A 26,765-nucleotide genomic window follows, 5' to 3' on the forward strand; every position below is an offset into this window, starting at 1 on the left:
TTAATCAATCTAATTACAAACTGTTAAAAATCAGCTATTTATATTGTTTCTATCTTACATAGGCTGTAATTTTATAGAAATCAATAAAAAGAAAAGCTATGAGTATAAGATTAGGAAACAGTTGCGTAAATTGTAAAAAGTATGACAACGAATATTGTACGAAGCATGATACTTCGGTAAGCGATAGACATACCTGTGATAGTTTTGCGATGATCACAAAATTAAAAGACAAAGAGAATTGCACGACTTGTGCAAGGTATATGAACCCAACTTGTGCTAACCCTAAAAAAGCGGCTCCGCATATGCTTTGCTCGCATTGGGCTCCACAAGTACAAGCTTAGTTTTATGATTAACAGAGGTAAAAGCACACTTTAAAAAGTGTGCTTTTTTATGTATTAAATTTTTATCTGAAGTGTTGCATACCAAGATACAGGTTCTGATGGTATAATACCTGGTCCTGGATAACCCGTTGCTCTTCTGGTAAAATAACTTTCATTAAGTAAATTGTTGATTCCTGTTTCGAGACGAAATCTTTTGTACACATAAGAGAAGGACAAGTCAACAATTCCGTAAGCTGGAATTTCTCCTGTGATACCACTATTTACATCTGTTTTATCTTGTTCTGCATTGGTCGCATCGGTATATTGCGAAGACAAATAGGTGTATTGTAATCCCACTGCAAAGTTTTTGTAACCAAAACTTGTTCCTGTTTTGAGGTTAATGCTTGGGATAAACTCTACTCTATTTCCTTGGATGTTATCTAATTCTGATTTTGTTGCAGTATATGAAGAAGAAGTGAGTGCATTATTGATAAAAAAGGTCCAAGTTGTATTTTCATATGGGAATGAAAATAGTTGTTTCAAATCGAATTCAGCAAAAGTCTCTAAACCATAGATAAACGCATCGCCTACATTTCCGCGAAAGCGTATTAATTTACCTGTTTCTTCTAACTCACCACTTGCATTTACACGTTTTTCTTCTTGTAAAATTTCACCAATACGGTTACTATAATCCAATCCGAAAACATTCACATCGTAAGAGATCTTATGGTTCAACTCACCTTTGACACCAAAATCTGCCGTAAAACCACTTTCATCGGTAATATTTGGATCAACTTGAAAAGACGGATTGACCACCCGAATATCATTGAAGGTTACCGATCGGTAATTTTCTGAAAAGTTAGCATACAATTCATTCTTTGCGTTGATTTTATAGTTTGTTCCGAGACCGAGTAACAGAAAACTACGATCAAATTCTCTACGTTCAGGAACGGTTTCATTAAGAAGCACATTTCCTGCCAAATCGGTCACAATATTTTTATATTCTCCAATCGCTTGTGTATTGATAAATTCTGCTCTAAAACCAGGAGTAACACTTAGTTTATCAGTGAAATTGATGATGTTTTCCCCAAATATAGCGAGGTTTTTATTGGGAAACTCAAAGGTAGATTGCCTTGGATAAGACGAAAATTCTTCGTTAGAAAAGGAAAAATCTGCTTCTTTCCCGTTTGGTCCAGCTCCTTGTTGTTGAAAATTTTTGGCTTGGTAATATTTCACTCCCAACAAACCTATAGATAAAATTTTAAAAAGGTCATAATGCTGTAAAACTCTCGTTTCTATTCCCCAATTCTGAAATTCATCTACCAACAATTCTCGTGGAAGTTCTTCATCATCTACAATAGAAACCCTGTTTTCTCTAAAACCCAAAGCCTTACGGGAAGCTTTTAAACCAAACACCTGAAAACTAAAATCGGTATGGTGAGAGAATTGATGCTTGAGTTTAGCCGAAAACAAATTCCAGTTTACGGCAAACCAGTTGCGCTCTCTATTACTGAATTTTGGGTCATCGTAAAACTGCTTATCAGATAAGCCGCCTGGCTGTTGAGCTAAATAATCTAAAAATGTGTATTCGAAACTTAACTTCGTTTTATCCGAAATTTCATAACCTAAATGTCCGAAAGCGTTATGAGAATCATATTCACTATTTGGTCGGTAAGCTTTTCCTCCTTTATAGTTGTAAAACGTATAATAACTCAACTTCCCTACAGTTCCACTAAGGCTATTAAAACTAGAGAATTTATTAAAAGAACCTAAGCCCAGTCTAGAAATGAGCTCGATTTTCTTTTTTGAATTGGGTTCTTTAAACTTAAAGTTGATCAATCCTCCAAATTGTGGCCCATATTGTAGTGAAGCAGCTCCTCGAAGTACTTGAATTTCTTCTAAAGCCTCTGGCGGTGGTGTATAGTAACTTTCGGGGTAACCAATAACATCGGCTGAAATATCATAGCCGTTTTGTCGGGTATTAAAGTTTTGAGAACGATTCGGGTCTAAACCTCTTCCTCCTAGATTGAGCTGTAGACCCGCTGCTGCATCTTCATAAATATTTAACCCTACGACTTTACTATAAATCTGCCTAGCGTTGTTCGAAGCAATATTTCCTACTACTTTATCCAACAATACAACTTCGGTCTTTTTTCCTGCGTAAATGGCTGTTCCTTCTACAGGTTTAAGTCTTCTTAAAGAGAAAATTTTATCTCTTCTTAGTGAAATCACGACTTCAGAAAGTTGATCTGATAATGGTAAGAGCCTATATATCTGTGTTGTATTTTGATTGACAAAAATTTGAGTTTCCAAAATCTCATGCTCGTGACTGTAAATAAGAATTGCATAATCTCCTTCTTCTAAATCGGTAAAGGTAAACTCCCCCTTTTTATTGGTTACTTCCATTTTACCGGAAGTTTCGAGATAAACTTCGGCTTCGTTTACAGGTAAGTTATTTTCACTATTGATCACTTTTCCCGAAAGGGTAAATTGTGCCCACGAAAATTGAGTCAATAAAAGAAAAACAATAATACTATAAGCCTTTGATTTCATCGTTAAAAGGTAAAATATATGATCTTGGTTGAAAATCATTTTTATAATGCAATAAATTTAGATTAGGATTGATATAGGGTTGGCTTTTTCTTCCGTTAAGGGCAACGTAACTTTCTACATAAACTTCAATTATGCCTTTTTCTTTTTTTTGGAAATGATCTGCTAAATAATGTGCATATTCAACCATAAAATCCGGCTGAAAAGCCATTTGTTTTTCCTGAAATGTCGTGAGAAACTGGCTATTATCAACATAAAAGTTTTTTCCCGTATTGGTGTTTACAATTTTAAAATGTGCATAACCTGCTTTTTCCATCAACATCACGCGCCATGAAAAGCGATAACCTTCTTCTGTCCAAAATAATTCGCCAGGGTAAAGCAAATAACGCCAAGGAAAAAGAAATTGAATTGCAAAAAATACTATGAGAATGGGTTTTGTTATGCGTAAATATATTTTATTGAAAACCAACTGTTTTTCATTCATAAAAACTTGATAGTTGATTTTAAAAAATTTACTGATTCTTTGTAAAACTTGATGATGAAAACCACTTCCAAAAAAAATTGTTACTGAAACAATCATAATGTAAGGAAACATCCCAATAGGGAAAAGCACCCGTGTTAAGACGTGAAAAACAACAACTAAAACAAAAGCTATTTTTCGGGTTGGTTGGTACAATAATAAAAAAGGGATGCATAAGTCATATAACATTCCCAACCAACTAAAGACATAATGTGTCCAGGTTTGTTGAAAAAAATCTCCTAAAAATGGAATATCGTATTTAGAAGGCAACCAAATCTTCAAAGGCATTGCCTCTAATAACCAATCGGAATTGAGCTTTGCTAGTCCTGCATAAAAATAGACGATGCAAATGAGCAGTTTGATGCTATCTATCGTCCATTTTGGAATTTGCTGATAAGATTTACTAGGGTTTAATTTCGCATCGAGCGAAAAAAAAGCTGAAGCGGGTAAAAAAATCATCAGAAAACTTAAAATACTGATGAAGTAATAATGATTGAGATAGGTAGTTTTGTCCATCAGTTCGATGTAGGTAAAACTTAAAAAAAATAGCACGATTGCTATCCTGTATTTATAACCCAACATGACCAATAAAGCAGCGATAAAGCAAATGGCAAAAACCACATAAGTATAATTCCCGAGTGGCTTTATCCATTCAAACCCGATATATGAAAAATGAAATTTCGGTTGTAGGTAAAGTTTGTCTATCCAACCGTTAAGCGTAAATCGCAGTAAGCTCAGCATCATCATGAAACCAAAAAAAACACGAAATGCAGCTAATGGTGCTGCATCCGTACTTTCTTGAAAATATTTATGACTTACTAAAGACATATTTGCGGTTTTAGTCGCCGTCTGTATCTACATAATCTACACTTATCGAAAGGGCTTGTAACATATCTAATTTTAGAAAGACTACATTTTTTTGCATGCTTTCATAAGTTTCGAGCATTTTTGAATTGTTATTTTCAACTTCAAATACCAAATTGTCATTTAATTGATTTGCCAATTGCAACGACTCTTGGTACTGGTTAACAATAAGCGCTGATAAATCTTCTCCTTCTTTAATAGTGTTTAAAAAATCTAAGTATGATTTAAAACTTTCGCCTTGCATGTTATGAAGCGTGTGCTTTCCTTCAAAAAAATCTTTACTAGCAGTTAAAGCTGTAAGCAACAAAGTTTTTGAAAACTCCGGGTTGTAATAAGATTCTACGGTTTGCGGCTCAATATTTCCTGAAAAAACACCTGCAGGAATACCTACTTTCCCACTACGTACAAACTTCTCATAATGAATGATAAAATCGTTTGCCATCTTATCTACAGCACCTGTACTCGACGAGCTTGTATTGTTTACAAACTCATCTCTAAAGCTATTGTTCCATTGGTTGTTCACTTCGTTACCTAAAGTTTGTATTCTTTCAACAACAGCATTTAGATAATAGGTATAAGTTTCTTTGAATTCACCTGTAGCGTAAGCATTTACAATAGCTTGGTCGCTGGTTTCAATTCCGTAAAGTAAAAAATCTAAAGCCGGAAAACCTTGTTTATCGCGCGTAGATGGTAATTCTAAATTAGGATATTCATGTGCTTTGACAATTCCATCGATAGCAGTTGCATTGGTTGGATAAGTATTGGTGTAACTTCTAAAATCTAAACTTTCTGCTGGGCCAATTTCAAACATACTTATTTGTTGAAAAGCAATATAAGCATCCTGATAGGCCTGTCTTAACGCATTTAGATTTGCTAAACTCGCTTCTGTTACAAACTGAGCTGAAGCTGTTGCTAACACCTCTATCTTTTCTACGTAGTTAGCATAAGAAGGCAAAATAATATTGTCTGCCCAATTGGTCAACAGAACACTTCTATCGTAATTGTCTGAAGAACTGCCAGAAGATTCATCATCTGTACAAGCAGCCAAAAACAATACACTTAAAATTAGAATTATCTTCTTCATAAAAATAGGTACTGTTTTTATTAGTCAACCATTTCTACTGTGATACCATAATCAGAAGCAATTTCTTGAGAAATTTCATCTAATAAAGTTGCATCAACACTCCAGAACCCATCATTTTCCATTAATTGGTCGATATAGTTGTAGATTGCCGTATTTGAAAGGTAAGGCTCGTTAGTTTCTGGGTTTTGTGAAAAACGAATGCTATAGAAAAACCCTAAACCTTCTGATAACTCGTGGAAAGCAGCTCCCATCTCGTTATTTGCTAAAGATGTTTTTCCCGCTTGGAAATAATGAATTGCTCTCACAGCAAACAGCATCGATACATTCTCTTTGATAATTGCAATTTGTTGATCTCTTACTTCGTAATTTTTCTGAGTAATCGCTGCTCTTCCTTTTTTGAAAGCATCGAAAATAGTTGTTGCAATTCCTGCAAAATCATCATCTTCATCTACCTGAAATAAATAATTGAACAATAATCTATCTTCGTGAACTTCTTCACTTGACAAAGGATCTGCTTGAGGCACAGAAGCATCACCAAATAAATAACCATAGGCTTCATCCCATTTATGCTCCATAGTCGTATAAGACTTGTCTGTTTCAACCACATCATTATCGTTGTTTTCTCTGTTGTTTCCTTCGTCTAAAACATCAACAGACAAATAATTATTTAACATCTGATCGGCCAATAAGGCGCCCATTAAACTTTTGGCAAACATTTGGTTGTATTCTAAACCTTTACCGTTTACATATCTTGTTCTTGTTCCTTGAGCAATCTGCCCAGCAACACCAGCAGAAGCTAAGGTATTTCTACTTACGTATACTTCTTGCGCTTGACCAATCATCCAGCTTTCAAAAGCATCTTTTATTTCTGCAGACTCTACCGCAGCGATAGAAAAATAATCTTTAGAAGCGGCAACTTTACTCTTAATGCTTTTATCTGAAGCGTTAAAATCAGCATTTGCAAAAGGACTGTTTTCATTAGAAAACATATTTAGCATTTTGGTTTCGAAAGAGTTAGCATCGCTTACATTTTCGAAATCCGTAAATAAGCTAGTCAACTCGTTTGCCATTTCTATTCTAGTTGTTTGACCATTATAATCTACTGTAGAAACACCATTTCTCTCGAAAGTGTAGGTTTCAGGAACATCAATTTGATTATCTGGAATATCAACATCTAAATCGTCATTATCAGAACAACTGGTAATCAATAAACTTACAAAAAGGAAACTTGGAATAATTAGTTTTTTCATTTTAATTTATTTAGACTTTATATAAATAGTTTTATTTTACTCGCGCAAAAATAATTGTCTATAATGAAATAGACAAAATTTATTTGTATTAATTTTAAATAAAAATAATGCGGATAAAAAACCCAACCCAATGAAAAGCAATAAGTAAAAAATAAATATTAATGGTAAGCTGTAAATATTTTTGTCGCTTCGTTATACGATGACTCAAAACTGCTCATTTTTACAGATGTATCGGCTTTTACCGTATTAAAATAAGAAACCATTTTTTCTGTTGGCATATTTCCGGTGAGCTCATCTTTTGCCATCGGGCAACCACCAAAACCTTGTATCGCTCCGTCAAAACGATGGCAACCGGCTTTATAAGCGGCGTCAACCTTTTCGTGCCAACTTGTTGGGGTCGTATGTAAATGTGCTCCAAATTCTATTTTTGGGTATTGTGGTATGAGATTAGAAAACAAATAATCAATGGTTTCTGGGTTTGAAGTACCAACAGTATCCGACAACGAAAGAATATGTACGCCCATTTTAGAGAGTTTTTCTGTCCAATCGGCTACAATTTCTACATTCCAAGGGTCACCATACGGATTTCCAAAACCCATCGATAAATAAGCCACTACCTTTTTATTGTGTCTTGATGCTAGTGCTAAAATTTCTTTTAAAACTTCAATTGATTCAGCAATGGTTTTATGGGTATTGCGCATCTGGAAATTTTCAGAAATCGAAAAGGGATAACCCAAATAATCGATCTCTGGGTACTGAACTGCGTCTTCTGCTCCACGTAGATTGGCGACTATTGCCAAAAGTTTAGAGGTAGTTTGCGACAAGTCTAATTGCGATAAAACTTCTTTGGTGTCTGCCATTTGCGGTATCGCTCGAGGCGAAACAAAACTACCGAAATCAATCGTGTCAAAATCACAACGCAATAAGGATTGGATGTATTGCACCTTCTTTTCAGTAGGGATAAAATCCTTTATGCCTTGCATCGCATCCCGCGGACACTCAATAAGCTTTATCTTATTCATAGCCCAAATATACCAATAAGCATAGAATTTTAAAGAAATTTAAATTGAGAAAAATTATATTTCTATGACAGGAAAGTATTTTGGTCCTATATGAGAAAACCAAAGGTAATACCCAAGTAAACCTCCTACCAAACCAGCAATTATAAAAGTAAGTCTATATCTAAGTGGAATCACTTTAAAAACAATATAAAAAGCAATTATAAGGGCAAGTATCATGGTAATCACAGGAACAAGCCATTGATTATAACCTAAATACCTAGAAATAATAAATTCGTCTCCACCAAAACTTTTATTTCCAAAAAACAAAATATCTAATAAACCTGTAATCGTATTAAATGCTTCACGTAAAACAAAAAGAGAAAGAAAAACACCCAACCAATCTAAAAATTTAAAACCTACTTTGTGCACTGACTTTCTTAGGTATAAAATCAACAAACCAAGAAACCCTGTTAAGATCGTTTGTGCTGGTCCGCCAATCCTTATCCAAAAAAAACTTTTATTTTGTAATTCAAATTTTTCTAATAAAGGTTTATGTTCTTTTTCAATAAGTTTTAGATTCTCTTCTTTTGAGTTGTTTTCTAATACCTCACTATTTATCTCGATAAAATTCTCCCATACACACAATTCCTCCTCAGTGAAATTATTATTCCCTTTACTACTCATACTCCCATAATATAAATAGGTATCATAACCAAAATATTTCGCGACAGCAATATGACCTAGTTCGTGTAGTAATGTGCCGATGACCGTAAACAACATAAAAGTTGTTACTATAATAAAGAAGAATTTCAATCTAAAATTGAAAGTTAGCATTCTTCTAAATTACAATAAAAATCGCAATCGCCACAAAAACAATTACCTGTAACCATTTCAATACTTTTCCTGCATTTTTATTTTTAAAAATAAAACTGGAAAAATAGCCTGAAAAAAGAGCAATGGAGCCAAAAACCAAGAACGAAACTGCAATAAACAAGAAACCAAGGATAAAAAATTGGTAGGTTTCAGATAAGCTTTTACTAAATAAAAATCCGGGAAACAGCGCTAAAAAGAAGAGCGATACTTTAGGGTTCAATACATTCATCAAAAAACCTTGTTGGAATAATGCCGAAAGTGATTTCGGTTTTTCTGACTTCTTTTCAATAGAAATATTGGCATCAGAACTATACACTTTATAAGCAAGGTAGAGTAAATAAATTGCTCCAAAAACTTTGAGCAAAGTAAAGAGTGTTTCGTTTTCGACAATGAGGTACGAAACTCCAAAAGCCACCAACGAAGTATGCACCAAACAACCCGTCATCAAACCAAAAACCACAGCTAGTCCGTACTTTTTTCCGTAAGAAAGGCTCTGTACAAGTACAAAAATATTGTCGGGTCCCGGTGAAATTGCCAACGCCAACACCGAAACCACAAACGATATTAAGATTTCAACATTCAATTAGGTTCGTAAAATAGCTTGGTTGATTGCTTTGATCAAATTTGGACCTTCGTAGATAAAGCCCGTATATAATTGTACCAAACTTGCTCCAGCTTCTAATTTTTCTAAGGCATCTTTTTCCGAGTGAATTCCGCCAACACCAATGATTGGGAAGGCACGGTTACTATTTTCACTTAAAAACTTTATCACTTCCGTGGAACGATTGGTCAAGGGCTTTCCGCTTAAGCCACCCATTTCTTTTTGGTTTTCCGAATGCAAGTTATCACGACTTATCGTAGTATTGGTCGCAATCACGCCATCAATTTTGGTTTCTGCTACAATTTCGATAATATCCAGCAATTGTTCGTCGGTTAGATCGGGAGCAATTTTCAGTAAAATAGGTTTTTGTATAGGCCTTTGCTGATTTAATTTTTGTAACTCATTCAGCAACTGCTTTAAAGGTTCTTTTTCTTGTAATGCGCGTAAATTAGGTGTGTTTGGCGAACTCACATTGACCACAAAATAATCGACATAGGCAAACAAAGTTTCAAAATTGATTTTGTAATCATCAACAGCTTGTTCGTTAGGCGTTACTTTATTTTTCCCAATATTTCCACCAATGATAATTTGAGGCTGGTTTTCTTTTAAGCGTTTCACTACAGCTTCTACCCCATCGTTGTTAAAACCCATCCGGTTGATGATAGCTTGATCCGCTTTTAAGCGAAACAAACGCCTTTTAGGATTTCCCTCTTGAGGTTTTGGCGTGACTGTACCTATTTCTACAAACCCAAATCCAAATTGCGCCAACTCGTTATACAACACCGCATTTTTATCAAAACCTGCAGCCAAACCCACTGGATTTTTAAATTTTAACCCGAAAACTTCCCGTTCTAATCTCATATCCTTTACTTCATATATCTTCGAAGCTAACTTTCCGATAAAAGGAATTTTAAAACTATTTCTAATGGCCGAAAACGTAAAATAATGCACTTTTTCTGCGTCAAACTGAAATAAAAGAGGTCGGATAAAAGATTTGTACATAGCGAAGCATAAAATTTCGACAAAAATACTTTATTTTCATCAGAAAAAGGTGGTTTATTAGCTTTGTTGTCGCTAACCGATTAATTATTTTTACAAAAAAAATAAATGATGATCAATCCTGAAGAAATAACCAAACGCTTTATAAGCTATGTAACGATAGATACGGAAAGCGACCCCAATAGCGAAACTACGCCGAGTACCAAAAAACAATGGAATCTTGCCAACTTATTAGTCAATGAGCTAAAAGAAATTGGTATGAGTGAAGTCACCATAGACGACAATGCGTATGTAATGGCAACTTTACCCAGCAATATCGATAAAGAAGTTCCGACTATTGGGTTTGTTTCGCATTTCGACACTTCACCAGATTTTACAGGAGCAAATGTGAAACCGCAAATTGTGAAAGATTATGACGGGAAAGACATCGTTTTAAACGAAAAAGAAAACATCATACTGTCGCCAGATTATTTTGAAGATTTACTTTTATATAAAGGACAAACTTTAATCACCACCGATGGCACCACTTTGCTTGGCGCGGATGATAAAGCAGGGATTACCGAAATTGTTTCGGCAATGAAATATTTAATTGAACACCCTGAAATCAAACACGGAAAGATAAGGATTTGTTTCACGCCCGATGAAGAAATTGGTCGCGGTGCGCATAAATTTGATGTCGAAAAATTTGGTGCAGATTGGGCTTACACCATGGACGGAAGCCAAATTGGGGAGTTAGAGTACGAAAATTTTAATGCGGCTGGTGCGAAAATAAAAATCAAAGGGAAAATTGTACACCCCGGTTATGCCAAAGACAAAATGGTAAACAGTATGTATATCGCACAAGATTTTATCAATTCGTTACCGCGCTTAGAAACCCCAGAACATACCGAAGACAGACAAGGTTTTTTTCACCTCACTAAGGTTGATGGAAAAGTAGACAAAACGCATTTAGAGTATATCATTAGAGACCACGATAAAGAACATTTTGAGGCACGCAAGCAAATGATGGAAGATTTGGCGCAGGAAATCAATTCGCAACACGACAAAGAAGTCGTACAGATTGAAATCAAAGACCAATACTACAACATGCGCGAAAAGATTGAGCCTGTGATGCATATAGTAGAAATTGCTGAGCAAGCTATGAAAGAGTTGGGTATCAAGCCGCTCATCAAGCCTATACGTGGCGGAACAGACGGCTCACAACTTTCATTTAAAGGTTTACCTTGCCCCAATATTTTTGCGGGCGGCCATAATTTTCACGGAAGGTATGAATATGTGCCGGTAGAAAGTATGATCAAAGCCACAGAGGTAATTGTAAAAATCGCCGAACTCACGGCAAAAAGATAAAATTATGGCTGTAAAAACTGTTGAAGAATACATCGCCAAACACTCAAAATGGGAAAATGAACTGAAGCAACTCAGAAAGTTACTGTTGGATGCCAAATTGGACGAAACCATCAAATGGGGCGGACCAACTTACACATGGAATGGTAAAAATGTGATTGGTATTGGTGCCTTTAAAAATCATTATGGCCTTTGGTTTTTCAACGGAAGTTTTTTACAGAAAAACACCAAGCTTTTGGTGAATGCTCAAGAAGGAAAAACCAAAGCCCTACGCCAAATTAGGTTTGAAGAAGGTGATCCATTAAACCTTAATGAGCTAAAAAAGTATGTAGAGGAGGCTATTGAATGCCAAAAAGCAGGAAAAGAACTCAAACCAAAACGAAACACAAAACCAATTGAAATCCCAGTGGAAATGAAAGAAGCTTTTGAAAACAACCTTGCTTTTGAGCAGGCTTTTCATAAGTTAACACCAGGAAAACAACGAGAATATTGTGAGCATATTGCATCAGCAAAGCGAGAACAAACCAAGATCTCCCGTTTAGAGAAAATAATCCCGATGATTGTAGACGGCAAAGGTTTACACGATAAGTATAAGAATTGTTAAATTCATTCCGTGCTTGACACGGAATCTCCTTATAAAACTAAATGAGAATCTGAAACAAGTTCAGATTGACGGATAAAAACAAAAAGGACTTCAAAATTTTGAAGTCCTTTTTTTATTACTAATAAGTATTAATCTTATTTTGAAGGTTGATTTAATCTTTTGGTTAAATCTAACGAGATTGAAGCTTTATCAAAAGTGATTTTTCCTGCTCCGGTTTCGATGACAACGGTATGGTTGCTATCGCTAAAATCTACAATTTTGCCGTGCATTCCACTTTTGGTGACCACTTTATCGCCTCTTTTTAATTCAGAAGCAAATTGTTTTTCTTCTTTCATTTTCTTTTGCTGCGGTCTTATCATAAACAGATAAAATATAGCAATAATGGCAATAAAAGGTAAAAAGCTAGTTAGTTCTCCCATCAATTAAAAAGATTAGTGATTGTGACCTTCGTGACCTGGCTCAGCAGCATTTACTTGTACTGGGTTTCCAGTTGCAGTTGCACCACCCGCTTTAGGAGTTACAAAAGCTTTGATTTTGATGCTCTCTTGACCAGCCTCTGTGTTAGCCGTAATTCTTACGGTCTTCATTTGGTTGTTCGGCTTACCATTTGAGTTAAACTTCACTACCATTTCTCCTTTTTCACCTGGAGCGATAGGATCTTTAGACCAAGTAGGAACTGTACATCCACAGCTACCTTTAGCATCAGTTACCACAAGTGGAGCGTCACCCGTGTTGGTGAACTCAAAAGTGTGCTCTACCACATCACCTTCGTTGATCGTACCGAAATCGTGCATGTCTTCAGTAAAAGTCATTACTGGAGTACCTTCTGCGTTAGCATCACGTTCTGCAACTTCTTTTTCGTTTTCTTCGTTTACTTTGTCTGCTGCGTTTTCCTTACAAGAGGTAAATGCAATCGCTGCAACAGCAGCTAACATTAAAATTCCTTTTTTCATAGTTAATCTATTTTTTAGTAATTAATTATTTTGGTCGCTAAAAGTAATAAAAATTTACGATTACATCAAACCTCGACCTATTTTCTTTATTTTTTTGTCGGCAAGGTATTCTTTTGATATTTTATCTAAAATACCGTTGATAAAAATACTACTCTTGGGTGTGCTATATTCTTTGGCGATTTCTACATACTCGTTGATAGTTACTTTTATAGGAATAGAAGGAAACTTCAAAAACTCACAGATGGCCATTTTCATCAAAATGCCATCGATTTCTGCAATTCTGTCTTTATCCCAATTTGGGGTTTTCTCCTGAACGGTTTTGCTATATTCCTCTTGATTGAGTAAAGTTTTCTGTAACAATTCTTTAGAGAAAACCTGATCATCTTGATTTTTAAAAAGTTTCGAAACCTTAAGACTTTCTTCTTCACTTAGCTTTTTAATATCCTTTAAAATTGCAGTATTAATGATAGGTAAATCATCTAACCAAGTGAGTTTTTGGTCTTCTATGTAATCGTACAAACTTTCGTTGGGAGCAATTATCTCTTTAAAGATAGCGATGATAAAAGATTTATCTTCTTCAAAACTTTGTTTTTCAGTTGAAATATACTCCTTATAAAGGTCACTTTTTAAAATCTCATCCCACAAAATCCTAACATACTCATCATCTTTTTTCCAGTTAAACAGTTTTTTATCCTCCAACTCGTTTCGCAACTTGTCGGAAGCATCAATCGCTTCCAGAACAAGATTATTGATAAACTTTAGGTTTGGATTTTTCTCTTCTTGTGTGGCCAATTTTTTCTTGCGAAGAATTTCGAAATAAGAAATGGCCTGATGTTTTAATTGAATAAAAATATCGAATTGTAAAAGGTATAAATGGTACATCTCCTCGATACTTTTCTGAAGAAATTTTTCATAACTCGGTAAATTATCACTCGAGGATTGGTGAAAAGCATAAATGCTTTGCATTACTTTTACTCTAATATGTCTTCTTGTTAACATAGATTTTTAAGAACTTGAGTCAATTAAAAATGGCGAAAGCTCAAACTTTCGCCATACAAAAATATAATTTTTCTATAGAAGTGAGAAAAAAACCGCTCTTATTGGTTATTTTCTTTTCTTCTTTTTTCAATACGTTCCTGAGCTACTTTCAATGCTGCCTGGTGTGTGGTGATCTCGTCACGGTCAGCAGTATTCAAAATTTCTAAAGTAGTATTGTAAATATTTTCGGTCTTTTTCATGGTTTCTGCTTTATCGTAACCCTCGATCTCTGCATACACATTAATGATTCCTCCTGCATTAATCAAGAAATCCGGCGCATAAACAATCCCTTTTTCTCTAATCATTCTTCCGTGTATTTGCTCGTTTTCTAACTGATTGTTAGCCGCACCAGCAACGATAGCTGCATTTAATTTACTAATCGTTACATCGTTTAAGGTTGCTCCTAAAGCACAAGGAGCATAAATATCGATATCAGCAGTATAAAGATCTTCACCTCCATAAATAATTGCACCGTATTTATCTCTCACTTCTTCTAAACGAGCTTGGTTGATGTCGGCAATAAATACTTCTGCTCCTTCTTTCGCCACATACTCTACTAAGGTTTCACCTACGTGACCAATACCTTGTACCAATACTTTTTTACCCTGTAAAGTGTCATTGCCATATTTATATTTCGCAGCAGCTTTCATTCCCATATAAACGCCATAAGCGGTGACAGGAGAAGGATTTCCTGAACCTCCTAAACGCTCTGAAATACCAGTAACATGCTTCGTCACTTCTCTTACCGTATCCATATCTGCTGTAGTCATTCCCACGTCTTCTGCAGTGATGTATTTTCCGCTAAGCGAATCTACAAACTCACCAAACTTACGCATCAGTTCCGGTGTCTTTTGGGTTTTAGCATCGCCAATAATAACGGCTTTCCCTCCTCCAAGATTCAATCCGGTCACAGCACTTTTAAAAGTCATCCCTCGAGAAAGCCTCAAAACATCGTTTAGAGCTTCCCATTCGTTGTTGTATGCCCACATTCTTGTTCCACCAAGTGCAGGGCCTAAAACCGTGTTATGGATACCAATTATTGCTTTTAATCCTGTATCTTTGTCGTTGCAAAAAACGATTTGTTCGTGATTATCAAAAGATAGTTGCCCAAAAACAGGAGCAACTTTTTTTAATTCGTTTGGGTTTAAAATTTCAGCATTCATCTAGCTCTGTGAATTAAATTATTTTTTAATTTTATTTTGCAAAAATAAGAATAGTTTAAAAATACAGACCTATTCGGTTGTTAAATTGAAAACTTTTCAATGAAAATATTTTTCTATTTGTAAATGAAAGAATTAAAATTTCTCAATAAATACTTCGCCAAATACAAAGGAAGGCTACTTTTAGGGCTTTTTATCACCATTGCTGCACGTGTTTTTGCGATGTTGGTTCCGCAATTTGTGGGAGATATCACCAATGATATTGCTGCTTACGTCAACCAAGAAATGACCGACGAAGCCCTGCTAAAGAAAAATCTTTTAAATAATATCCTACTATTGATTGGCGCTACCCTGTTTTCGGCTTTTCTTACCTTTATTATGCGGCAGACCTTTATTGTGGTCTCGCGTTATATCGAATTCGATTTAAAAAATGATGTTTACGAACAATACCAACGTTTAAGCCTTAATTTCTATAAAAAAAATAGAACTGGTGATTTGATGAACCGCATTAGCGACGATGTCTCGAAAGTGAGAATGTATGCCGGTCCGGCATTGATGTATAGTGTGACGACGATTACACTTTTTGTTGTCGCTTTGGCATATATGCTTATCACCGCTCCCTTATTGACCTTATACACGGTGATTCCCTTACCGATTCTCTCGGTCGCAATTTATAAATTAAGTCAGGTCATCAACCATAAAAGTACCATCGTACAAGAGTATTTATCACGACTCAATACGTTTACCCAAGAAAACTTTAGCGGAATTACCGTCATCAAATCCTACGGATTGGAAAAACAAATGAATAGCGAATTTACCACCCTTTCCAATGACAATCGCGATAAAAACATCGATTTGGTAAAAGTACAAGCTTTCTTTTTTCCGCTGATGATGTTGCTTATTGGAATCAGCAATATTATTGTGATTTACGTAGGTGGCAGACAATACATGAACGGCACCATAGAAGAGTTTGGTACCATTGTCGAATTTTTATTGTATGTGAATATGCTCACATGGCCCGTTGCCGTTGTTGGTTGGGTAGCCAATATGGTACAACGTGCCGAGGCTTCGCAAAAACGCATCAATGAATTTTTAGCACTTGAACCTGAAATACAAAATAAGGTGGAAGTACCGACAAGGGTAAACGGAGAAATCGAGTTTAAAAATGTTTCGTTTACGTATGATGATACTGGAATTGAAGCGTTAAAAGGAGTTTCTTTTCGCATCAATAACGGAGAAACCTTAGCTATTCTCGGAAAAACAGGCTCAGGAAAATCGACCATTCTAGAACTCATCAGCCGTTTGTACGATATCGATCATGGGGAGATTCTCATTAATGATATTCCTATCAAAAAGCATCACCTCGAAAATCTAAGGGATGCGATTGGCTACGTACCACAAGATGCGTTTTTATTTAGCGACAGCATCAAAAACAACATCAAATTTGGGTCGCAGGAAGCTACCGACGAAGAAGTAATAGCTGCGGCAAAAAATGCGGTAGTCCATAGAAATATTGAAGGTTTCAGTAAAGGTTATGATACCATTTTAGGCGAACGAGGCATCACGCTTTCTGGCGGACAAAAACAGCGCGTTTCCATCGCTAGAGCGATGATTAAAAATCCTGAGATTTTGTTGCTCGACGATAGTCTCTCTGCAGTAGATACCGAAACCGAAGAAGAAATTTTAAATAACCTCAAAAAAATTACACAACACAAAACCACGATTATTGTCGGACATCGGGTTTCGTCGGTAAAAAATGCCGATAAAATCTTGGTGCTCGATAACGGAAAAATCATACAGCAAGGCACACACCAGCAACTCATTAAGCAAAAAGGCTACTATCAAGAACTCTATCTAAAACAACTTAGTGAAAAAGAAAATTGATTTATTTTTTGTATTTGTTAATTTTTTTATGACTTTTGACAGGAACAAATTTTAATTTTAATAATATTATCATGAGCGATAACGGAACGATGCAGAAAGAAGAAATATTTTCTAAAGTATTAAGAGCAGGAAGAAGAACCTATTTCTTTGATGTTAGATCTACCAAAGCAGACGATTATTACTTAACCATTACCGAAAGTAAGAAGTTTACCAACGATGATGGTTCTTTTCACTACAAAAAACACAAAATCTATTTATACAAAGAGGATTTTGATGGTTTTCAGGAGATTTTAAAAGAAATGACCGATTACATCGTCAACGAAAAAGGCGAAGAAGTCATTAGTGAACGTCACCAAAAAGACTACAAAAAAGAGTATGAAACCTCATCAGAAACCGATTCGTTTACCGATGTGAGTTTTGATGATATATAACATCTTGATATAAAAAAAATTAAAAATCGCTTTTCTCAAAGCGATTTTTTTTATCCTATCCGTAAACCATTTTCAATTTTAGCCTCAGGCTGAATGATAATAATATCTTCCCCATTGACAGCCCCCAACAACAAGCATTCACTCATAAAAGTGGCAATCTGCTTTTTCGGAAAATTCACTACCGCAACCACTTGTTTCCCCAACAAATCTTCTTTTTGATAGCGATGCGTCACTTGCGCTGAAGTTTTACGCATCCCTATTGCTGCTCCGAAATCTATTTTGAGTTGATACGCAGGTTTCCTCGCTTCCGGAAAATCATTTACCTCCACAATCGTTCCTACACGCATATCTACTTTTAAAAAATCTTGCCAACTGAGATCGTTCATCTTATATTTGTTTGGTAAGCAATTTAGGAAATAAAATTCGTTGAAAAAAACATGAAACAAGAATCACATCAAATTGAGCTAGGCAGTAAAGCACCCGATTTTACCTTGGTAGATACCGTGACCAAAGACACGCTAACTTACAACAACATCAAAGGCGAACGAGGAACCATGGTGATGTTTATCTGCAACCATTGCCCGTTTGTGATTCACGTGATCGACGAATTGGTAAGAGTGGCTAACGATTACCGGGTGTTAGGTTTTGGGTTTGTGGCTATCTCGAGCAACGATATAGAAAAATACCCACAAGACGGTCCGTACGAAATGTGGCAATTTGCCAGAAAACGCAATATGTCTTTTCCTTACCTCTATGACGAAACCCAAGAAATTGCCAAAGCCTACAACGCCGCTTGCACCCCAGATTTATACATTTATGACCCTGATGACAAATTGGTTTACCACGGACAATTAGACGATTCCCGCCCACAAAATGGTGTTGCCGTTAACGGAAGAAGTGTTCGCGAAGTGCTTGATGCCTTGTATTACAGCAAGCCTTTGCCTAAAATCCAGAAACCAAGTATGGGTTGTAGCATCAAATGGAAGGAATAAAAAAAAATTCCTGCGTAGGCAGGAATCTTACTCATTATATTTTTAAATGCTCACCGTCACTGCTTCTTCCGAGTAATCGGAAGAAGCAGTCTCTATACCGAGAATACTTCGTCATTCAACAAGTTGAATTCCTCGTATTGACGTCAGTGAGATTCCGCATTAAGCCTTGCCATCGGCAGGCAAGTGCGAAATTTGCTTTAAGCTTTTATCAACTCTACTTCAAAAATCAAACTAGCGTTTGGAGGAATGACACCACCTGCACCAGCTTCTCCATAAGCCAAGTGCGAAGGAATCACAAATTTTGCTTTATCGCCTTGGCTTAAAAGCATAATGCCTTCGTCCCATCCTGCAATTACTTGCCCTACACCTACTGGGAATTGTAAGGGTTGGTTTCTTTTATAAGAAGAATCAAAAACAGTTCCGTCTAACAACATCCCTTTGTAATGTACCGATACCGTATTCCCTTTTTTAGGTTTTGGGCCATTACCTTCTTGAGTGATTTTATAATACAAGCCACTATCGGTTTTTTGCATTCCTTTGGTAGCTTCTTTTAGAATTTCTTCTTGTTTCTTTTTTTCCTCCTCTTGGCGTTTGGTTTTATCTTGGTTAAAACTTTTAAAAGCCTCTACTGCATCAAAGGCTTTTGCAGCTTCTCCTGTTCTTTCGATGGTTACCCTTTTCATTTCGTCACCTTGCTCAATGGCATCTACCACATCTTGACCTTCGACTACTTCACCAAACACCGTATGCTTATTGTCTAACCAAGGAGTTGGCTCATGCGTGATAAAAAATTGACTTCCATTGGTTCCCGGACCTGCATTGGCCATCGACAAAATGCCTGGTTTGTTATGCTTTAAATCTTGGTGAAATTCATCGTCAAATTTATAACCTGGTCCACCAGCACCAGTTCCGTTGGGGTCACCTCCTTGAATCATAAAATTCTCAATAACCCGGTGAAATTTCAATCCGTTATAATAAGGTTCACCTTCCTTTTTAGCATCGTTTTTTATTTTTCCTTCGGCAAGACCGACAAAATTCCCTACCGTTCCTGGTGTTTTATCGTGGGTAAGTTTGATTAAAATGTCACCTTTGGTAGTGTTGATTCTTGCGTATAATCCGTTTTCCATTTCTTGATTTTTATTGAACGGCAAAGGTAGATAATTTTTAGAGCTTTCGAAAATTCAATTTTTAGAAAAAACTAGATTTTCTGAGCCATCAAAACCACATGGGTTTCGGAGGTTTGATTTCCCTTATCGTAGTTGATATAATCACTTTTTTTAATTTCCAAGCCTCTATTTTCCATTTCCTCTTTTATAAAAGCTAAGGTATGGTAATTAAAATACACACGACTCCCTTGCTTGTTCGAAATAAAACCAGAATTTTTAGGATTTCCGGGTACAAAACTGAGGTAGAAAACGCCTTTTGGTTGAAGTAAATCTGCACAAGCTTTAAAAAAATGTTGGCAATCTGTTTTTGATAAATACGGAATACAAAAACCCGCTATGATACCTTCAAACTTTTGCGACAAAAGACTGATATCACGACAATCCATCACCTCAAAATCAGCAGTAGGATTGTTTTTTGCCGCTAATGCAACCATTTTGGGAGAAACATCGATACCTAAAAGTTGATGATTTGGATTCTTTTCTAAGAGGTACCTGGTAATATTTCCCGGACCACAACCAACATCGAGAACACTAGCTTTTTGTGGAAGAAAACGGATAAACGCATCGTAGGTATGGTTGTATAAGGACAAGTCCATAAACTTTTCTTGGTAAGCCAGAGCGACCTGATCCCATGTCAGAAAAGTTTCTTGGTATTTGTCCATTAATTATATACTTAGCTTTGGAAGTATAAAGTTTTTATTAGCTTCTTTTCTAATTTCTAACAAGTGTTTCTTATTGAGCGTATCTATAACTTTTCCCTTTTTGTATAATTTTCCATTGGAAAGATCTAATTTAATATTATCATCAATCAAATGCGCATGAGGTTTAGAAGGAAATGGATCTGGGTCGTATTTATGAATGAGCCATATCAAACCTTTCTTCTTAATTCGTACTTTATAATTCACAAGAAAATCTTTGTCAATTATAGTATTAGTAAGTATTCTATTATGAATTATTTTAAAATCAAAATTCTCTAAACCATTGCGGACCTCATTAAAATCTAACTTTGTAACCCATAACTCTGATGGAACTTCTAGCTTTTCTTTTTCTTTATACAATAAAAATATTGCAACAAATACATCCTCGCGAGATATTAAAAACTTTAGACTTTTTGATAATTCTCTAGAAGATTTATCTAAAAAATCATCAAGCCTAGAGTTTTGAATTAATCTTTCTGATACTTCCTTTTCCGTTAGTTTCAACATCAAAAGTTTTTAATTCGCCACCTCGCTGATAAACTTGATACGATACAAACGAAGTTCTTCGTCTTCGTAATCGCCGTCAAATTCATCCATGGCTGCATCGATATTATCGGTTTCGGAATCTAGGAAATATTCGTGCAGTTCTTCTTGTTGGTCTTCGTCAAGAATTTCATCAATCCAATACGAAATATCAAGCTTAGTTCCGCTATAAACAATGGCTTCGACTTCTTTGATAAAATCCTGCATATCCATTCCCTTTGAGGAAGCAATATCCGGCAAGGGTAGCTTTCGGTCCACATTCTGGATGATGTATAACTTGATACCGCTATTGGCACCTGTAGATTTTACCACCATATCTTCTGGACGAACAATATCGTTTTCTTCTACATAACGTTCAATCAATTCAATAAATGGTTTTCCATATTTTTTGGCTTTTCCATCTCCAACGCCATGAATATTGCCTAACTCAGTCATGCTAATCGGATATTTGGTGGCCATATCTTCTAAAGACGGGTCTTGAAAAACAATATACGGCGGCACATCTTTCTTTTTGGCCACTTGCTTACGCAAATCTTTCAGCATTTTCATCAAGACTTCGTCTGCTGCGGCTCCAGATTTGGCTATACCGACAATACTATTGTCTTTTTCGTCGTCGTAAACGTGATCTTCGGTCATTTTAAACTCGCTTGGCGAGCTCAAAAAGTCTTTACCTGCTTGAGTTACTTTTACAACCCCGTAAGTCTCGATGTCCTTTTTAAGGTAACCTGCTACAATAAGTTGGCGTAACAATGCCATCCAATAGTTTTTATCATGGTGTTTCCCTTGTCCGAAAATTGGTAACGTATCCGCTTTGTGCGATTTCACCAAGGCATTTACTTTTCCTAATAAGGTATTTACAATGTCCTTGGATTTGAATAATTGGTTGGTTTCTTTTACCGCTTTGATGACCAAAACGGCTTCTTCGGTCGCTTCTATTTGCTTTTTCGGATTTCGAACATTGTCATCCATATCGCCACCTTCACCGGTTTCAGTATCAAACTCTTCTCCGAAATAATGTAAGATAAATTTACGTCGTGACATCGAAGTTTCCGCGTAAGCGACTACTTCTTGCAACAAAGCCTGGCCAATCTCTTGCTCGGCAATAGGTTTACCGCTCATAAATTTCTCGAGCTTCTCGATGTCTTTATAGGCATAAAACGCCAAACAATGACCTTCGCCTCCATCGCGGCCAGCACGACCAGTCTCTTGGTAATAGCTCTCAATGCTTTTGGGAATATCGTGATGAATCACAAAGCGTACGTCGGGCTTATCGATTCCCATCCCGAAGGCAATCGTGGCCACTACTACATCGGCGTCTTCCATCAAAAACATGTCCTGGTGTTTGGCTCTAGTCTTGGAATCTAAACCTGCGTGGTAAGGAATCGCATTGATCCCATTCACTTGCAGGGTTTGTGACAACTCTTCTACTTTCTTACGGCTCAAACAATAAATAATACCACTCTTGCCTTGGTTTTGACGTACAAACTTGATGATATCGACATCGACATTGGCCGTTTTTGGACGTACTTCGTAAAATAAGTTGGGGCGGTTAAAAGACGCTTTAAAGGTATTGGCCTGTGTGATGCCTAAGTTTTTAAGGATATCTTCTTGCACTTTGGGTGTGGCCGTTGCCGTAAGGGCAATAATCGGGATGTCGTCTCCTATCTTTTTGATGATCTGACGTAAATTTCTGTATTCGGGCCTAAAGTCGTGACCCCATTCACTAATACAGTGCGCTTCATCTACCGCAAGAAAAGAGATGTTTTCGTTTTTCAGGAAATCGATATAATCTTCTTTGGTCAAGGATTCTGGTGCAACATAAAGTAACTTGGTAATTCCGTTGGAAATATCAGACTTCACTTGTTTAACTTCGGTTTTGTTGAGCGAAGAATTGAGTACGTGTGCAACACCCTTATCGGAAGAGATTCCGCGGATAGCGTCCACCTGGTTTTTCATCAAAGCAATAAGTGGCGAAACCACAATTGCCGTACCTTCTTTGATCAAGGCTGGAAGTTGGTAACAGAGTGACTTTCCGCCACCTGTTGGCATAATCACAAACGTGTGTTGGTTACTGATAATACTCTGGATCACACGCTCTTGCAAGCCTTTAAACTTACTGAATCCGAAATATTTTTTTAATTCTTGGTGTAAATCGATTTCTTTCAAGTTACTACTCATTTAATGTTTCATTTTTACATACCTTTGCACAACTAAAGATACAGTTTTCTTTAGTTATGACAAACTCAAATTAAAATTTTAATGCAAGCATCAGAAATTCTCCAAATAGCTAAAAGCACTATTCGTAATGAAGCACAAGCTATCGAGCATTTAATTTCTCTTATTAATCAAGATTTTGCTGAAGCTGTACAATACATATATAACTCCAAAGGTAGGGTAATTATTACAGGTATTGGAAAAAGTGCCATTATTGCCCAAAAAATTGTGGCGACCTTAAACAGTACGGGAACTCCTGCTATTTTTATGCACGCGGCAGATGCGATTCACGGAGATTTGGGAAATATTCTAAAAGACGATGTCGTCATTTGCATTTCTAAAAGCGGAAACACGCCTGAGATAAAAGTTTTGGTTCCGCTTATCAAAAATTTTGACAATAAGATAATTGCCATTACTGGGAACACCGATTCTTTTCTTGGGCAACAAGCCGACTTTGTCTTGAATGCCTACATCGAAGAAGAAGCTTGCCCGAACAATTTGGCGCCCACCACCAGCACGACAGCGCAATTGGTGATGGGCGATTCCCTGGCAGTGGCTTTGTTAAAATTAAGAGGTTTCTCCAGTCAAGATTTTGCCAAATACCATCCTGGTGGAACTTTAGGTAAAAAACTATATTTGAGAATTAGTGATATCACTGCTCAAAATATGAAACCTCAAGTAACTCCTGAAACTTCCATGACCGATGTAATTGTAGAAATTTCAGAGAAAATGTTGGGAACCACGGCAGTCATTGAAAACAACCATGTGGTGGGAATCATTACCGATGGTGATATCCGAAGAATGATTGCCAAGAACAAAGATTTTACTTCGCTAAAAGCGAAAGATGTGATGGGCAGCAATCCTAAAACCATCGACAATACGGCCATGGCGGTCGATGCCAAGGAAATATTGGAAAAGCATGGCATTTCACAATTGATAGCTGTAGAAAACTCAACTTACGCTGGCATCGTACATATACACAACCTCATCAAAGAAGGAATTATATAAATGGCAAAAAAAGTAAAAAAGTCTGCCGACGATATGTCGTTTTTAGACCATCTGGAAGAACTCAGGTGGCACCTTATTCGCTCCACAGGAGCTATACTTGTCGCCGCAACTATCGCTTTTATTGCCAAAGATTTTATTTTCGGAATTTTATTTGCGCCCAAAGATCCGAGTTTTATCACATATCAAATACTTTGTGAGGCAGCAACATCGCTTAACCTCGATGAGAGTTTTTGTTTTACTGAAATCCCTTTTAGAATACAAAGTAGACAAATGGCGGGGCAGTTCAGTGCACATATTTGGACAGCGATCACCGCAGGGTTTATCATCGCTTTCCCTTATGTACTGTATGAGTTCTGGCGATTTATCTCTCCAGCTTTAAACCCGAATGAACGAAAAGCTTCCCGCGGATTTATTTTTGCAGCTTCTATCCTATTTTTTGTAGGCGTTTTGTTTGGGTATTATGTGATTTCTCCACTTTCCATCAACTTTTTGGGAACCTATCAAGTAAGCGAAGAAGTATTTAACGATATCGATTTGAGCAGTTATTTTGGGCTGATTAGAGCTTCTGCCTTGGCTTGTGGAGTGGTTTTTGAATTACCTATTCTTATTTTCCTGCTTACCAAAATGGGATTGGTCACTCCAGACATTTTAAGAAAATACCGAAAATTTGCCATTGTGGGTATTCTTATTGTTTCGGCTATTATTACACCTCCAGATATTGCGAGTCAGGTGATTGTAGCGATTCCGGTGATGATTTTATACGAAATAAGCATTTACTTGTCTAAATTTGTATTGAAAAAAGAAAAACAAACCCAAACCGTGACCACAAAATAAAAATCAATTTGTGGGTCTTGGCATTTTTATTGGTAGATTTGTTTTGCTTCCGCGGAAGCGAATTTTTCAAAAAGAAACTATAAAAAATGATCTTACGAGCAGACGAACTAGTCAAATCTTATAAAGGGAGAAAAGTTGTTAAAGGTGTTTCGGTACAAGTAGAGCAAGGTGAAATTGTTGGACTGCTCGGACCCAATGGTGCCGGAAAAACCACTTCGTTTTATATGATTGTAGGTTTGATTAAACCCAATAGCGGTCATATTTACCTCGATAAAACCGATATTACCAAATTTCCGATGTACAAACGGGCACAAAATGGTATTGGTTACCTCGCCCAAGAAGCGTCGGTATTTAGAAAACTAAGCATCGAAGACAATATCATGAGCGTGCTCGAACTCACCGATCTATCCAAAAAAGAACGGGAACATCGTATGGAAAGCCTCATCGAGGAATTCAGTTTGGGGCATATCCGTAAAAGTCGTGGCGATTTACTTTCGGGGGGTGAACGTCGTCGTACGGAAATTGCGCGTGCCTTGGCAACCGACCCTAAATTTATCTTGTTGGACGAACCTTTTGCAGGTGTCGACCCTGTTGCGGTAGAAGACATTCAACGGATTGTCGCGCAACTAAAAAACAAAAACATCGGGATTTTGATTACCGATCACAACGTACAGGAAACCCTTGCCATTACCGATAGAACATACCTGATGTTTGAAGGAAGTATCCTAAAACACGGTATTCCCGAAGAACTCGCCGAAGACCAAATGGTACGTAAAGTTTACCTCGGACAAAACTTTGAATTACGTAAGAAGAAGTTGTTTGATTAAAATCATCTAATTTTTCTTCTTGTATCATCATTTTATATGTCTAAACATTTATAAATCAGCTATCAATCATAAAATTGCTCGTCATACTGAACTTGTTTCAGTATCTCATTTTATTTATAAATCAATATTTTATGATGAGACCCTGAAACAAGTTCAGAGTGACAAAAAAAGACAATATTTTTTATTCTTTTCCTAATCAATGGAAAAATGAACAGAAAAAGTTTATCTCAGTAGTTACTCAATTAATTCCTTTCGCATCAACAACGAAAAACACACATAAGCCAAAATAATAAACGGTAATGCGATAAACTTTAAAAAGATAAGCGCTAAAGCCGCTATGATTACAAACACAAACCGGAACCAGTTTTCTTTCCAATTCAGGTTTTTAAACTTAAATGCAAAAATAGGAATCCCCGAATTGAGCAACCAACAGCTAAAAATACTCAGTACAATCAAAAAAGTAGGATTCAAGATAAAATCCCGTACCGCAGCCGTCGATTGAAACTCTAAAATCAGTGGTAAACTCATAATCATCATAGCGTTTGCAGGTGTGGGAATTCCGCGAAAGCTGGTGGTTTGCCGATCATCAACATTAAAATTTGCCAAGCGATAAGCCGAGCCCATCACAATGAGAAAGGCAAAAAGAGCATAAGGTGAAAAATCAAAGTTGAAATCTAAAAAATGTTGATTCCATTCAGTATGGTCATTGGCATTGTTTTCAAAAAAAGTATGGTTAATCAATTGAAAAACAACCAAACTCGGCACCAATCCCGAAGTCACCAAATCTGCCAAGGAGTCGAGCTGTAAACCCAATTCGCTTCGAGCGTCTAACACCCGAGCCGCAATACCGTCAAAAAAGTCGAGAAAAATGCCTAGAAAAACAAAAGCAGTAGCCATGACCAATTCGTTTTGAAATGTCAGCACGACAGCTATGCTTCCGCAAAGTAAGTTGAGTAAGGTAATCAGGTTGGGAATGTGTTTTTTGATCATCAATTTGAAAAATTTTA

At 36.5% G+C, this 26,765-nt stretch carries 27 protein-coding genes; 9 read left to right on the plus strand and 18 right to left on the minus strand.

Going from position 1 to position 26,765, the window contains the following annotated elements; translation table 11 throughout:
• The first annotated feature begins 98 nt into the window (after positions 1–98).
• Complete coding sequence (locus DNG35_RS00300) at positions 99–341, plus strand: hypothetical protein (RefSeq protein WP_111125753.1); 243 nt, start codon at positions 99–101, stop codon at positions 339–341.
• 54 nt (positions 342–395) lie between these two features.
• Here the strand turns inward: DNG35_RS00300 and DNG35_RS00305 are convergent, their stop codons facing one another.
• The 8 genes from DNG35_RS00305 to DNG35_RS00340 all read right to left on the minus strand — a co-directional run bounded on the left by DNG35_RS00305 (position 396) and on the right by DNG35_RS00340 (position 10,065).
• Positions 396–2,873: a TonB-dependent receptor domain-containing protein gene (locus DNG35_RS00305; RefSeq protein WP_111125966.1), complete on the minus strand. Its 2,478-nt coding sequence runs from the start codon at positions 2,871–2,873 to the stop codon at positions 396–398.
• Positions 2,854–4,218 carry an HTTM domain-containing protein gene (locus DNG35_RS00310; protein ID WP_111125754.1) on the minus strand — a complete coding sequence of 455 codons (1,365 nt, stop codon included), beginning with the start codon at positions 4,216–4,218 and terminating at the stop codon, positions 2,854–2,856. Before DNG35_RS00310 ends, DNG35_RS00305 begins: the two co-directional genes overlap by 20 nt.
• A 10-nt stretch (positions 4,219–4,228) precedes the next feature.
• Positions 4,229–5,338: an imelysin family protein gene (locus tag DNG35_RS00315; RefSeq protein WP_111125755.1), complete on the minus strand. Its 1,110-nt coding sequence runs from the start codon at positions 5,336–5,338 to the stop codon at positions 4,229–4,231.
• Positions 5,339–5,358: 20 nt separating this feature from the next.
• Positions 5,359–6,588, minus strand: coding sequence for a DUF4856 domain-containing protein (locus DNG35_RS00320; protein ID WP_111125756.1), 1,230 nt, complete (start codon positions 6,586–6,588; stop codon positions 5,359–5,361).
• A 158-nt stretch (positions 6,589–6,746) separates the two neighbouring features.
• Positions 6,747–7,610, minus strand: coding sequence for a hydroxymethylglutaryl-CoA lyase (locus DNG35_RS00325; RefSeq protein ID WP_111125757.1), 864 nt, complete (start codon positions 7,608–7,610; stop codon positions 6,747–6,749).
• A gap of 54 nt (positions 7,611–7,664) precedes the next feature.
• Positions 7,665–8,423: a hypothetical protein gene (locus DNG35_RS00330; protein WP_146228809.1), complete on the minus strand. Its 759-nt coding sequence runs from the start codon at positions 8,421–8,423 to the stop codon at positions 7,665–7,667.
• 4 nt (positions 8,424–8,427) lie between these two features.
• Positions 8,428–9,045: a LysE family translocator gene (locus DNG35_RS00335; RefSeq protein WP_111125759.1), complete on the minus strand. Its 618-nt coding sequence runs from the start codon at positions 9,043–9,045 to the stop codon at positions 8,428–8,430.
• On the minus strand, positions 9,046–10,065 hold the full coding sequence (locus DNG35_RS00340; protein WP_111125760.1) for a quinone-dependent dihydroorotate dehydrogenase: 1,020 nt from the start codon (positions 10,063–10,065) through the stop codon (positions 9,046–9,048). It lies immediately after the preceding gene.
• Between the two features lie 108 nt (positions 10,066–10,173).
• Between DNG35_RS00340 and pepT the strand changes: the two genes are divergently transcribed.
• Both pepT and DNG35_RS00350 read left to right on the plus strand, forming a co-directional pair.
• Positions 10,174–11,409, plus strand: a complete 1,236-nt coding sequence (pepT, locus tag DNG35_RS00345; RefSeq protein WP_111125967.1) for a peptidase T — start codon at positions 10,174–10,176, stop codon at positions 11,407–11,409.
• A gap of 4 nt (positions 11,410–11,413) precedes the next feature.
• Entirely contained in the window at positions 11,414–12,010 is a 597-nt protein-coding gene (locus tag DNG35_RS00350; RefSeq protein ID WP_111125761.1) for a YdeI family protein, read from the plus strand.
• A 134-nt stretch (positions 12,011–12,144) separates the two neighbouring features.
• On the opposite strand, the gene yajC is transcribed toward DNG35_RS00350, so the two are convergent.
• From yajC to DNG35_RS00370, 4 genes are all read right to left on the minus strand, one after another.
• Complete coding sequence (yajC, locus tag DNG35_RS00355) at positions 12,145–12,429, minus strand: preprotein translocase subunit YajC (RefSeq protein ID WP_111125762.1); 285 nt, start codon at positions 12,427–12,429, stop codon at positions 12,145–12,147.
• A 12-nt stretch (positions 12,430–12,441) separates the two neighbouring features.
• Positions 12,442–12,963 carry a DUF1573 domain-containing protein gene (locus DNG35_RS00360; protein ID WP_111125763.1) on the minus strand — a complete coding sequence of 174 codons (522 nt, stop codon included), beginning with the start codon at positions 12,961–12,963 and terminating at the stop codon, positions 12,442–12,444.
• Positions 12,964–13,023: 60 nt separating this feature from the next.
• Entirely contained in the window at positions 13,024–13,962 is a 939-nt protein-coding gene (gene nusB, locus DNG35_RS00365) for a transcription antitermination factor NusB (RefSeq protein ID WP_111125764.1), read from the minus strand.
• 98 nt (positions 13,963–14,060) lie between these two features.
• Positions 14,061–15,164, minus strand: a complete 1,104-nt coding sequence (locus DNG35_RS00370) for a Glu/Leu/Phe/Val dehydrogenase (RefSeq protein WP_111125765.1) — start codon at positions 15,162–15,164, stop codon at positions 14,061–14,063.
• A 123-nt stretch (positions 15,165–15,287) separates the two neighbouring features.
• Here DNG35_RS00370 and DNG35_RS00375 point away from each other — a divergent pair, with 123 nt between their 5' ends.
• Positions 15,288–17,045, plus strand: coding sequence for an ABC transporter ATP-binding protein (locus DNG35_RS00375; protein ID WP_111125766.1), 1,758 nt, complete (start codon positions 15,288–15,290; stop codon positions 17,043–17,045).
• 71 nt (positions 17,046–17,116) lie between these two features.
• On the plus strand, positions 17,117–17,476 hold the full coding sequence (locus DNG35_RS00380) for a PUR family DNA/RNA-binding protein (RefSeq protein WP_111125968.1): 360 nt from the start codon (positions 17,117–17,119) through the stop codon (positions 17,474–17,476).
• A gap of 50 nt (positions 17,477–17,526) precedes the next feature.
• On the opposite strand, the gene DNG35_RS00385 is transcribed toward DNG35_RS00380, so the two are convergent.
• Positions 17,527–17,862: a tRNA-binding protein gene (locus tag DNG35_RS00385; RefSeq protein WP_111125767.1), complete on the minus strand. Its 336-nt coding sequence runs from the start codon at positions 17,860–17,862 to the stop codon at positions 17,527–17,529.
• Positions 17,863–17,913: 51 nt separating this feature from the next.
• Here DNG35_RS00385 and DNG35_RS00390 point away from each other — a divergent pair, with 51 nt between their 5' ends.
• On the plus strand, positions 17,914–18,468 hold the full coding sequence (locus DNG35_RS00390) for a thioredoxin family protein (protein ID WP_111125768.1): 555 nt from the start codon (positions 17,914–17,916) through the stop codon (positions 18,466–18,468).
• A gap of 197 nt (positions 18,469–18,665) precedes the next feature.
• Here DNG35_RS00390 and DNG35_RS00395 read toward each other — a convergent pair whose 3' ends face one another.
• The 4 genes from DNG35_RS00395 to recQ all read right to left on the minus strand — a co-directional run bounded on the left by DNG35_RS00395 (position 18,666) and on the right by recQ (position 23,053).
• Complete coding sequence (locus DNG35_RS00395) at positions 18,666–19,595, minus strand: peptidylprolyl isomerase (RefSeq protein ID WP_111125769.1); 930 nt, start codon at positions 19,593–19,595, stop codon at positions 18,666–18,668.
• 71 nt (positions 19,596–19,666) lie between these two features.
• Entirely contained in the window at positions 19,667–20,296 is a 630-nt protein-coding gene (locus DNG35_RS00400) for a trans-aconitate 2-methyltransferase (RefSeq protein ID WP_111125770.1), read from the minus strand.
• 3 nt (positions 20,297–20,299) lie between these two features.
• Positions 20,300–20,836: a hypothetical protein gene (locus DNG35_RS00405; RefSeq protein ID WP_146228810.1), complete on the minus strand. Its 537-nt coding sequence runs from the start codon at positions 20,834–20,836 to the stop codon at positions 20,300–20,302.
• A gap of 12 nt (positions 20,837–20,848) precedes the next feature.
• Positions 20,849–23,053, minus strand: a complete 2,205-nt coding sequence (gene recQ, locus DNG35_RS00410) for a DNA helicase RecQ (RefSeq protein ID WP_111125772.1) — start codon at positions 23,051–23,053, stop codon at positions 20,849–20,851.
• Between the two features lie 81 nt (positions 23,054–23,134).
• Here recQ and DNG35_RS00415 point away from each other — a divergent pair, with 81 nt between their 5' ends.
• The 3 genes from DNG35_RS00415 (at position 23,135) to lptB (ending at position 25,758) form a co-directional block, all read left to right on the plus strand.
• Positions 23,135–24,097, plus strand: coding sequence for an SIS domain-containing protein (locus DNG35_RS00415; protein WP_111125773.1), 963 nt, complete (start codon positions 23,135–23,137; stop codon positions 24,095–24,097).
• The gene (tatC, locus tag DNG35_RS00420) at positions 24,098–24,931 is read left to right on the plus strand and encodes a twin-arginine translocase subunit TatC (RefSeq protein ID WP_111125774.1); all 834 of its coding nucleotides are present in this window, start codon (positions 24,098–24,100) and stop codon (positions 24,929–24,931) included.
• A gap of 86 nt (positions 24,932–25,017) precedes the next feature.
• On the plus strand, positions 25,018–25,758 hold the full coding sequence (gene lptB, locus DNG35_RS00425) for an LPS export ABC transporter ATP-binding protein (protein ID WP_111125775.1): 741 nt from the start codon (positions 25,018–25,020) through the stop codon (positions 25,756–25,758).
• Between the two features lie 234 nt (positions 25,759–25,992).
• Here the strand turns inward: lptB and DNG35_RS00430 are convergent, their stop codons facing one another.
• The gene (locus DNG35_RS00430) at positions 25,993–26,748 is read right to left on the minus strand and encodes a phosphatidylcholine/phosphatidylserine synthase (protein ID WP_369907994.1); all 756 of its coding nucleotides are present in this window, start codon (positions 26,746–26,748) and stop codon (positions 25,993–25,995) included.
• Positions 26,749–26,765 lie beyond the last annotated feature (17 nt).

This window comes from Mesonia sp. K7, from assembly GCF_003233725.1.
Taxonomy (GTDB): domain Bacteria; phylum Bacteroidota; class Bacteroidia; order Flavobacteriales; family Flavobacteriaceae; genus Mesonia.

What these genes read in the sequence shown, in the direction of transcription:
- DNG35_RS00300 (WP_111125753.1), top strand. Translation starts at nt 99, where the DNA reads ATGAGTATAAGATTAGGAAACAGTTGCGTAAATTGTAAAAAGTATGAC.
- DNG35_RS00305 (WP_111125966.1), bottom strand. Translation starts at nt 2,873, where the DNA reads ATGAAATCAAAGGCTTATAGTATTATTGTTTTTCTTTTATTGACTCAA.
- DNG35_RS00310 (WP_111125754.1), bottom strand. Translation starts at nt 4,218, where the DNA reads ATGTCTTTAGTAAGTCATAAATATTTTCAAGAAAGTACGGATGCAGCA.
- DNG35_RS00315 (WP_111125755.1), bottom strand. Translation starts at nt 5,338, where the DNA reads ATGAAGAAGATAATTCTAATTTTAAGTGTATTGTTTTTGGCTGCTTGT.
- DNG35_RS00320 (WP_111125756.1), bottom strand. Translation starts at nt 6,588, where the DNA reads ATGAAAAAACTAATTATTCCAAGTTTCCTTTTTGTAAGTTTATTGATT.
- DNG35_RS00325 (WP_111125757.1), bottom strand. Translation starts at nt 7,610, where the DNA reads ATGAATAAGATAAAGCTTATTGAGTGTCCGCGGGATGCGATGCAAGGC.
- DNG35_RS00330 (WP_146228809.1), bottom strand. Translation starts at nt 8,423, where the DNA reads ATGCTAACTTTCAATTTTAGATTGAAATTCTTCTTTATTATAGTAACA.
- DNG35_RS00340 (WP_111125760.1), bottom strand. Translation starts at nt 10,065, where the DNA reads ATGTACAAATCTTTTATCCGACCTCTTTTATTTCAGTTTGACGCAGAA.
- pepT (WP_111125967.1), top strand. Translation starts at nt 10,174, where the DNA reads ATGATCAATCCTGAAGAAATAACCAAACGCTTTATAAGCTATGTAACG.
- DNG35_RS00350 (WP_111125761.1), top strand. Translation starts at nt 11,414, where the DNA reads ATGGCTGTAAAAACTGTTGAAGAATACATCGCCAAACACTCAAAATGG.
- yajC (WP_111125762.1), bottom strand. Translation starts at nt 12,429, where the DNA reads ATGGGAGAACTAACTAGCTTTTTACCTTTTATTGCCATTATTGCTATA.
- DNG35_RS00360 (WP_111125763.1), bottom strand. Translation starts at nt 12,963, where the DNA reads ATGAAAAAAGGAATTTTAATGTTAGCTGCTGTTGCAGCGATTGCATTT.
- nusB (WP_111125764.1), bottom strand. Translation starts at nt 13,962, where the DNA reads ATGTTAACAAGAAGACATATTAGAGTAAAAGTAATGCAAAGCATTTAT.
- DNG35_RS00370 (WP_111125765.1), bottom strand. Translation starts at nt 15,164, where the DNA reads ATGAATGCTGAAATTTTAAACCCAAACGAATTAAAAAAAGTTGCTCCT.
- DNG35_RS00375 (WP_111125766.1), top strand. Translation starts at nt 15,288, where the DNA reads ATGAAAGAATTAAAATTTCTCAATAAATACTTCGCCAAATACAAAGGA.
- DNG35_RS00380 (WP_111125968.1), top strand. Translation starts at nt 17,117, where the DNA reads ATGAGCGATAACGGAACGATGCAGAAAGAAGAAATATTTTCTAAAGTA.
- DNG35_RS00385 (WP_111125767.1), bottom strand. Translation starts at nt 17,862, where the DNA reads ATGAACGATCTCAGTTGGCAAGATTTTTTAAAAGTAGATATGCGTGTA.
- DNG35_RS00390 (WP_111125768.1), top strand. Translation starts at nt 17,914, where the DNA reads ATGAAACAAGAATCACATCAAATTGAGCTAGGCAGTAAAGCACCCGAT.
- DNG35_RS00395 (WP_111125769.1), bottom strand. Translation starts at nt 19,595, where the DNA reads ATGGAAAACGGATTATACGCAAGAATCAACACTACCAAAGGTGACATT.
- DNG35_RS00400 (WP_111125770.1), bottom strand. Translation starts at nt 20,296, where the DNA reads ATGGACAAATACCAAGAAACTTTTCTGACATGGGATCAGGTCGCTCTG.
- recQ (WP_111125772.1), bottom strand. Translation starts at nt 23,053, where the DNA reads ATGAGTAGTAACTTGAAAGAAATCGATTTACACCAAGAATTAAAAAAA.
- DNG35_RS00415 (WP_111125773.1), top strand. Translation starts at nt 23,135, where the DNA reads ATGCAAGCATCAGAAATTCTCCAAATAGCTAAAAGCACTATTCGTAAT.
- tatC (WP_111125774.1), top strand. Translation starts at nt 24,098, where the DNA reads ATGGCAAAAAAAGTAAAAAAGTCTGCCGACGATATGTCGTTTTTAGAC.
- lptB (WP_111125775.1), top strand. Translation starts at nt 25,018, where the DNA reads ATGATCTTACGAGCAGACGAACTAGTCAAATCTTATAAAGGGAGAAAA.
- DNG35_RS00430 (WP_369907994.1), bottom strand. Translation starts at nt 26,748, where the DNA reads ATGATCAAAAAACACATTCCCAACCTGATTACCTTACTCAACTTACTT.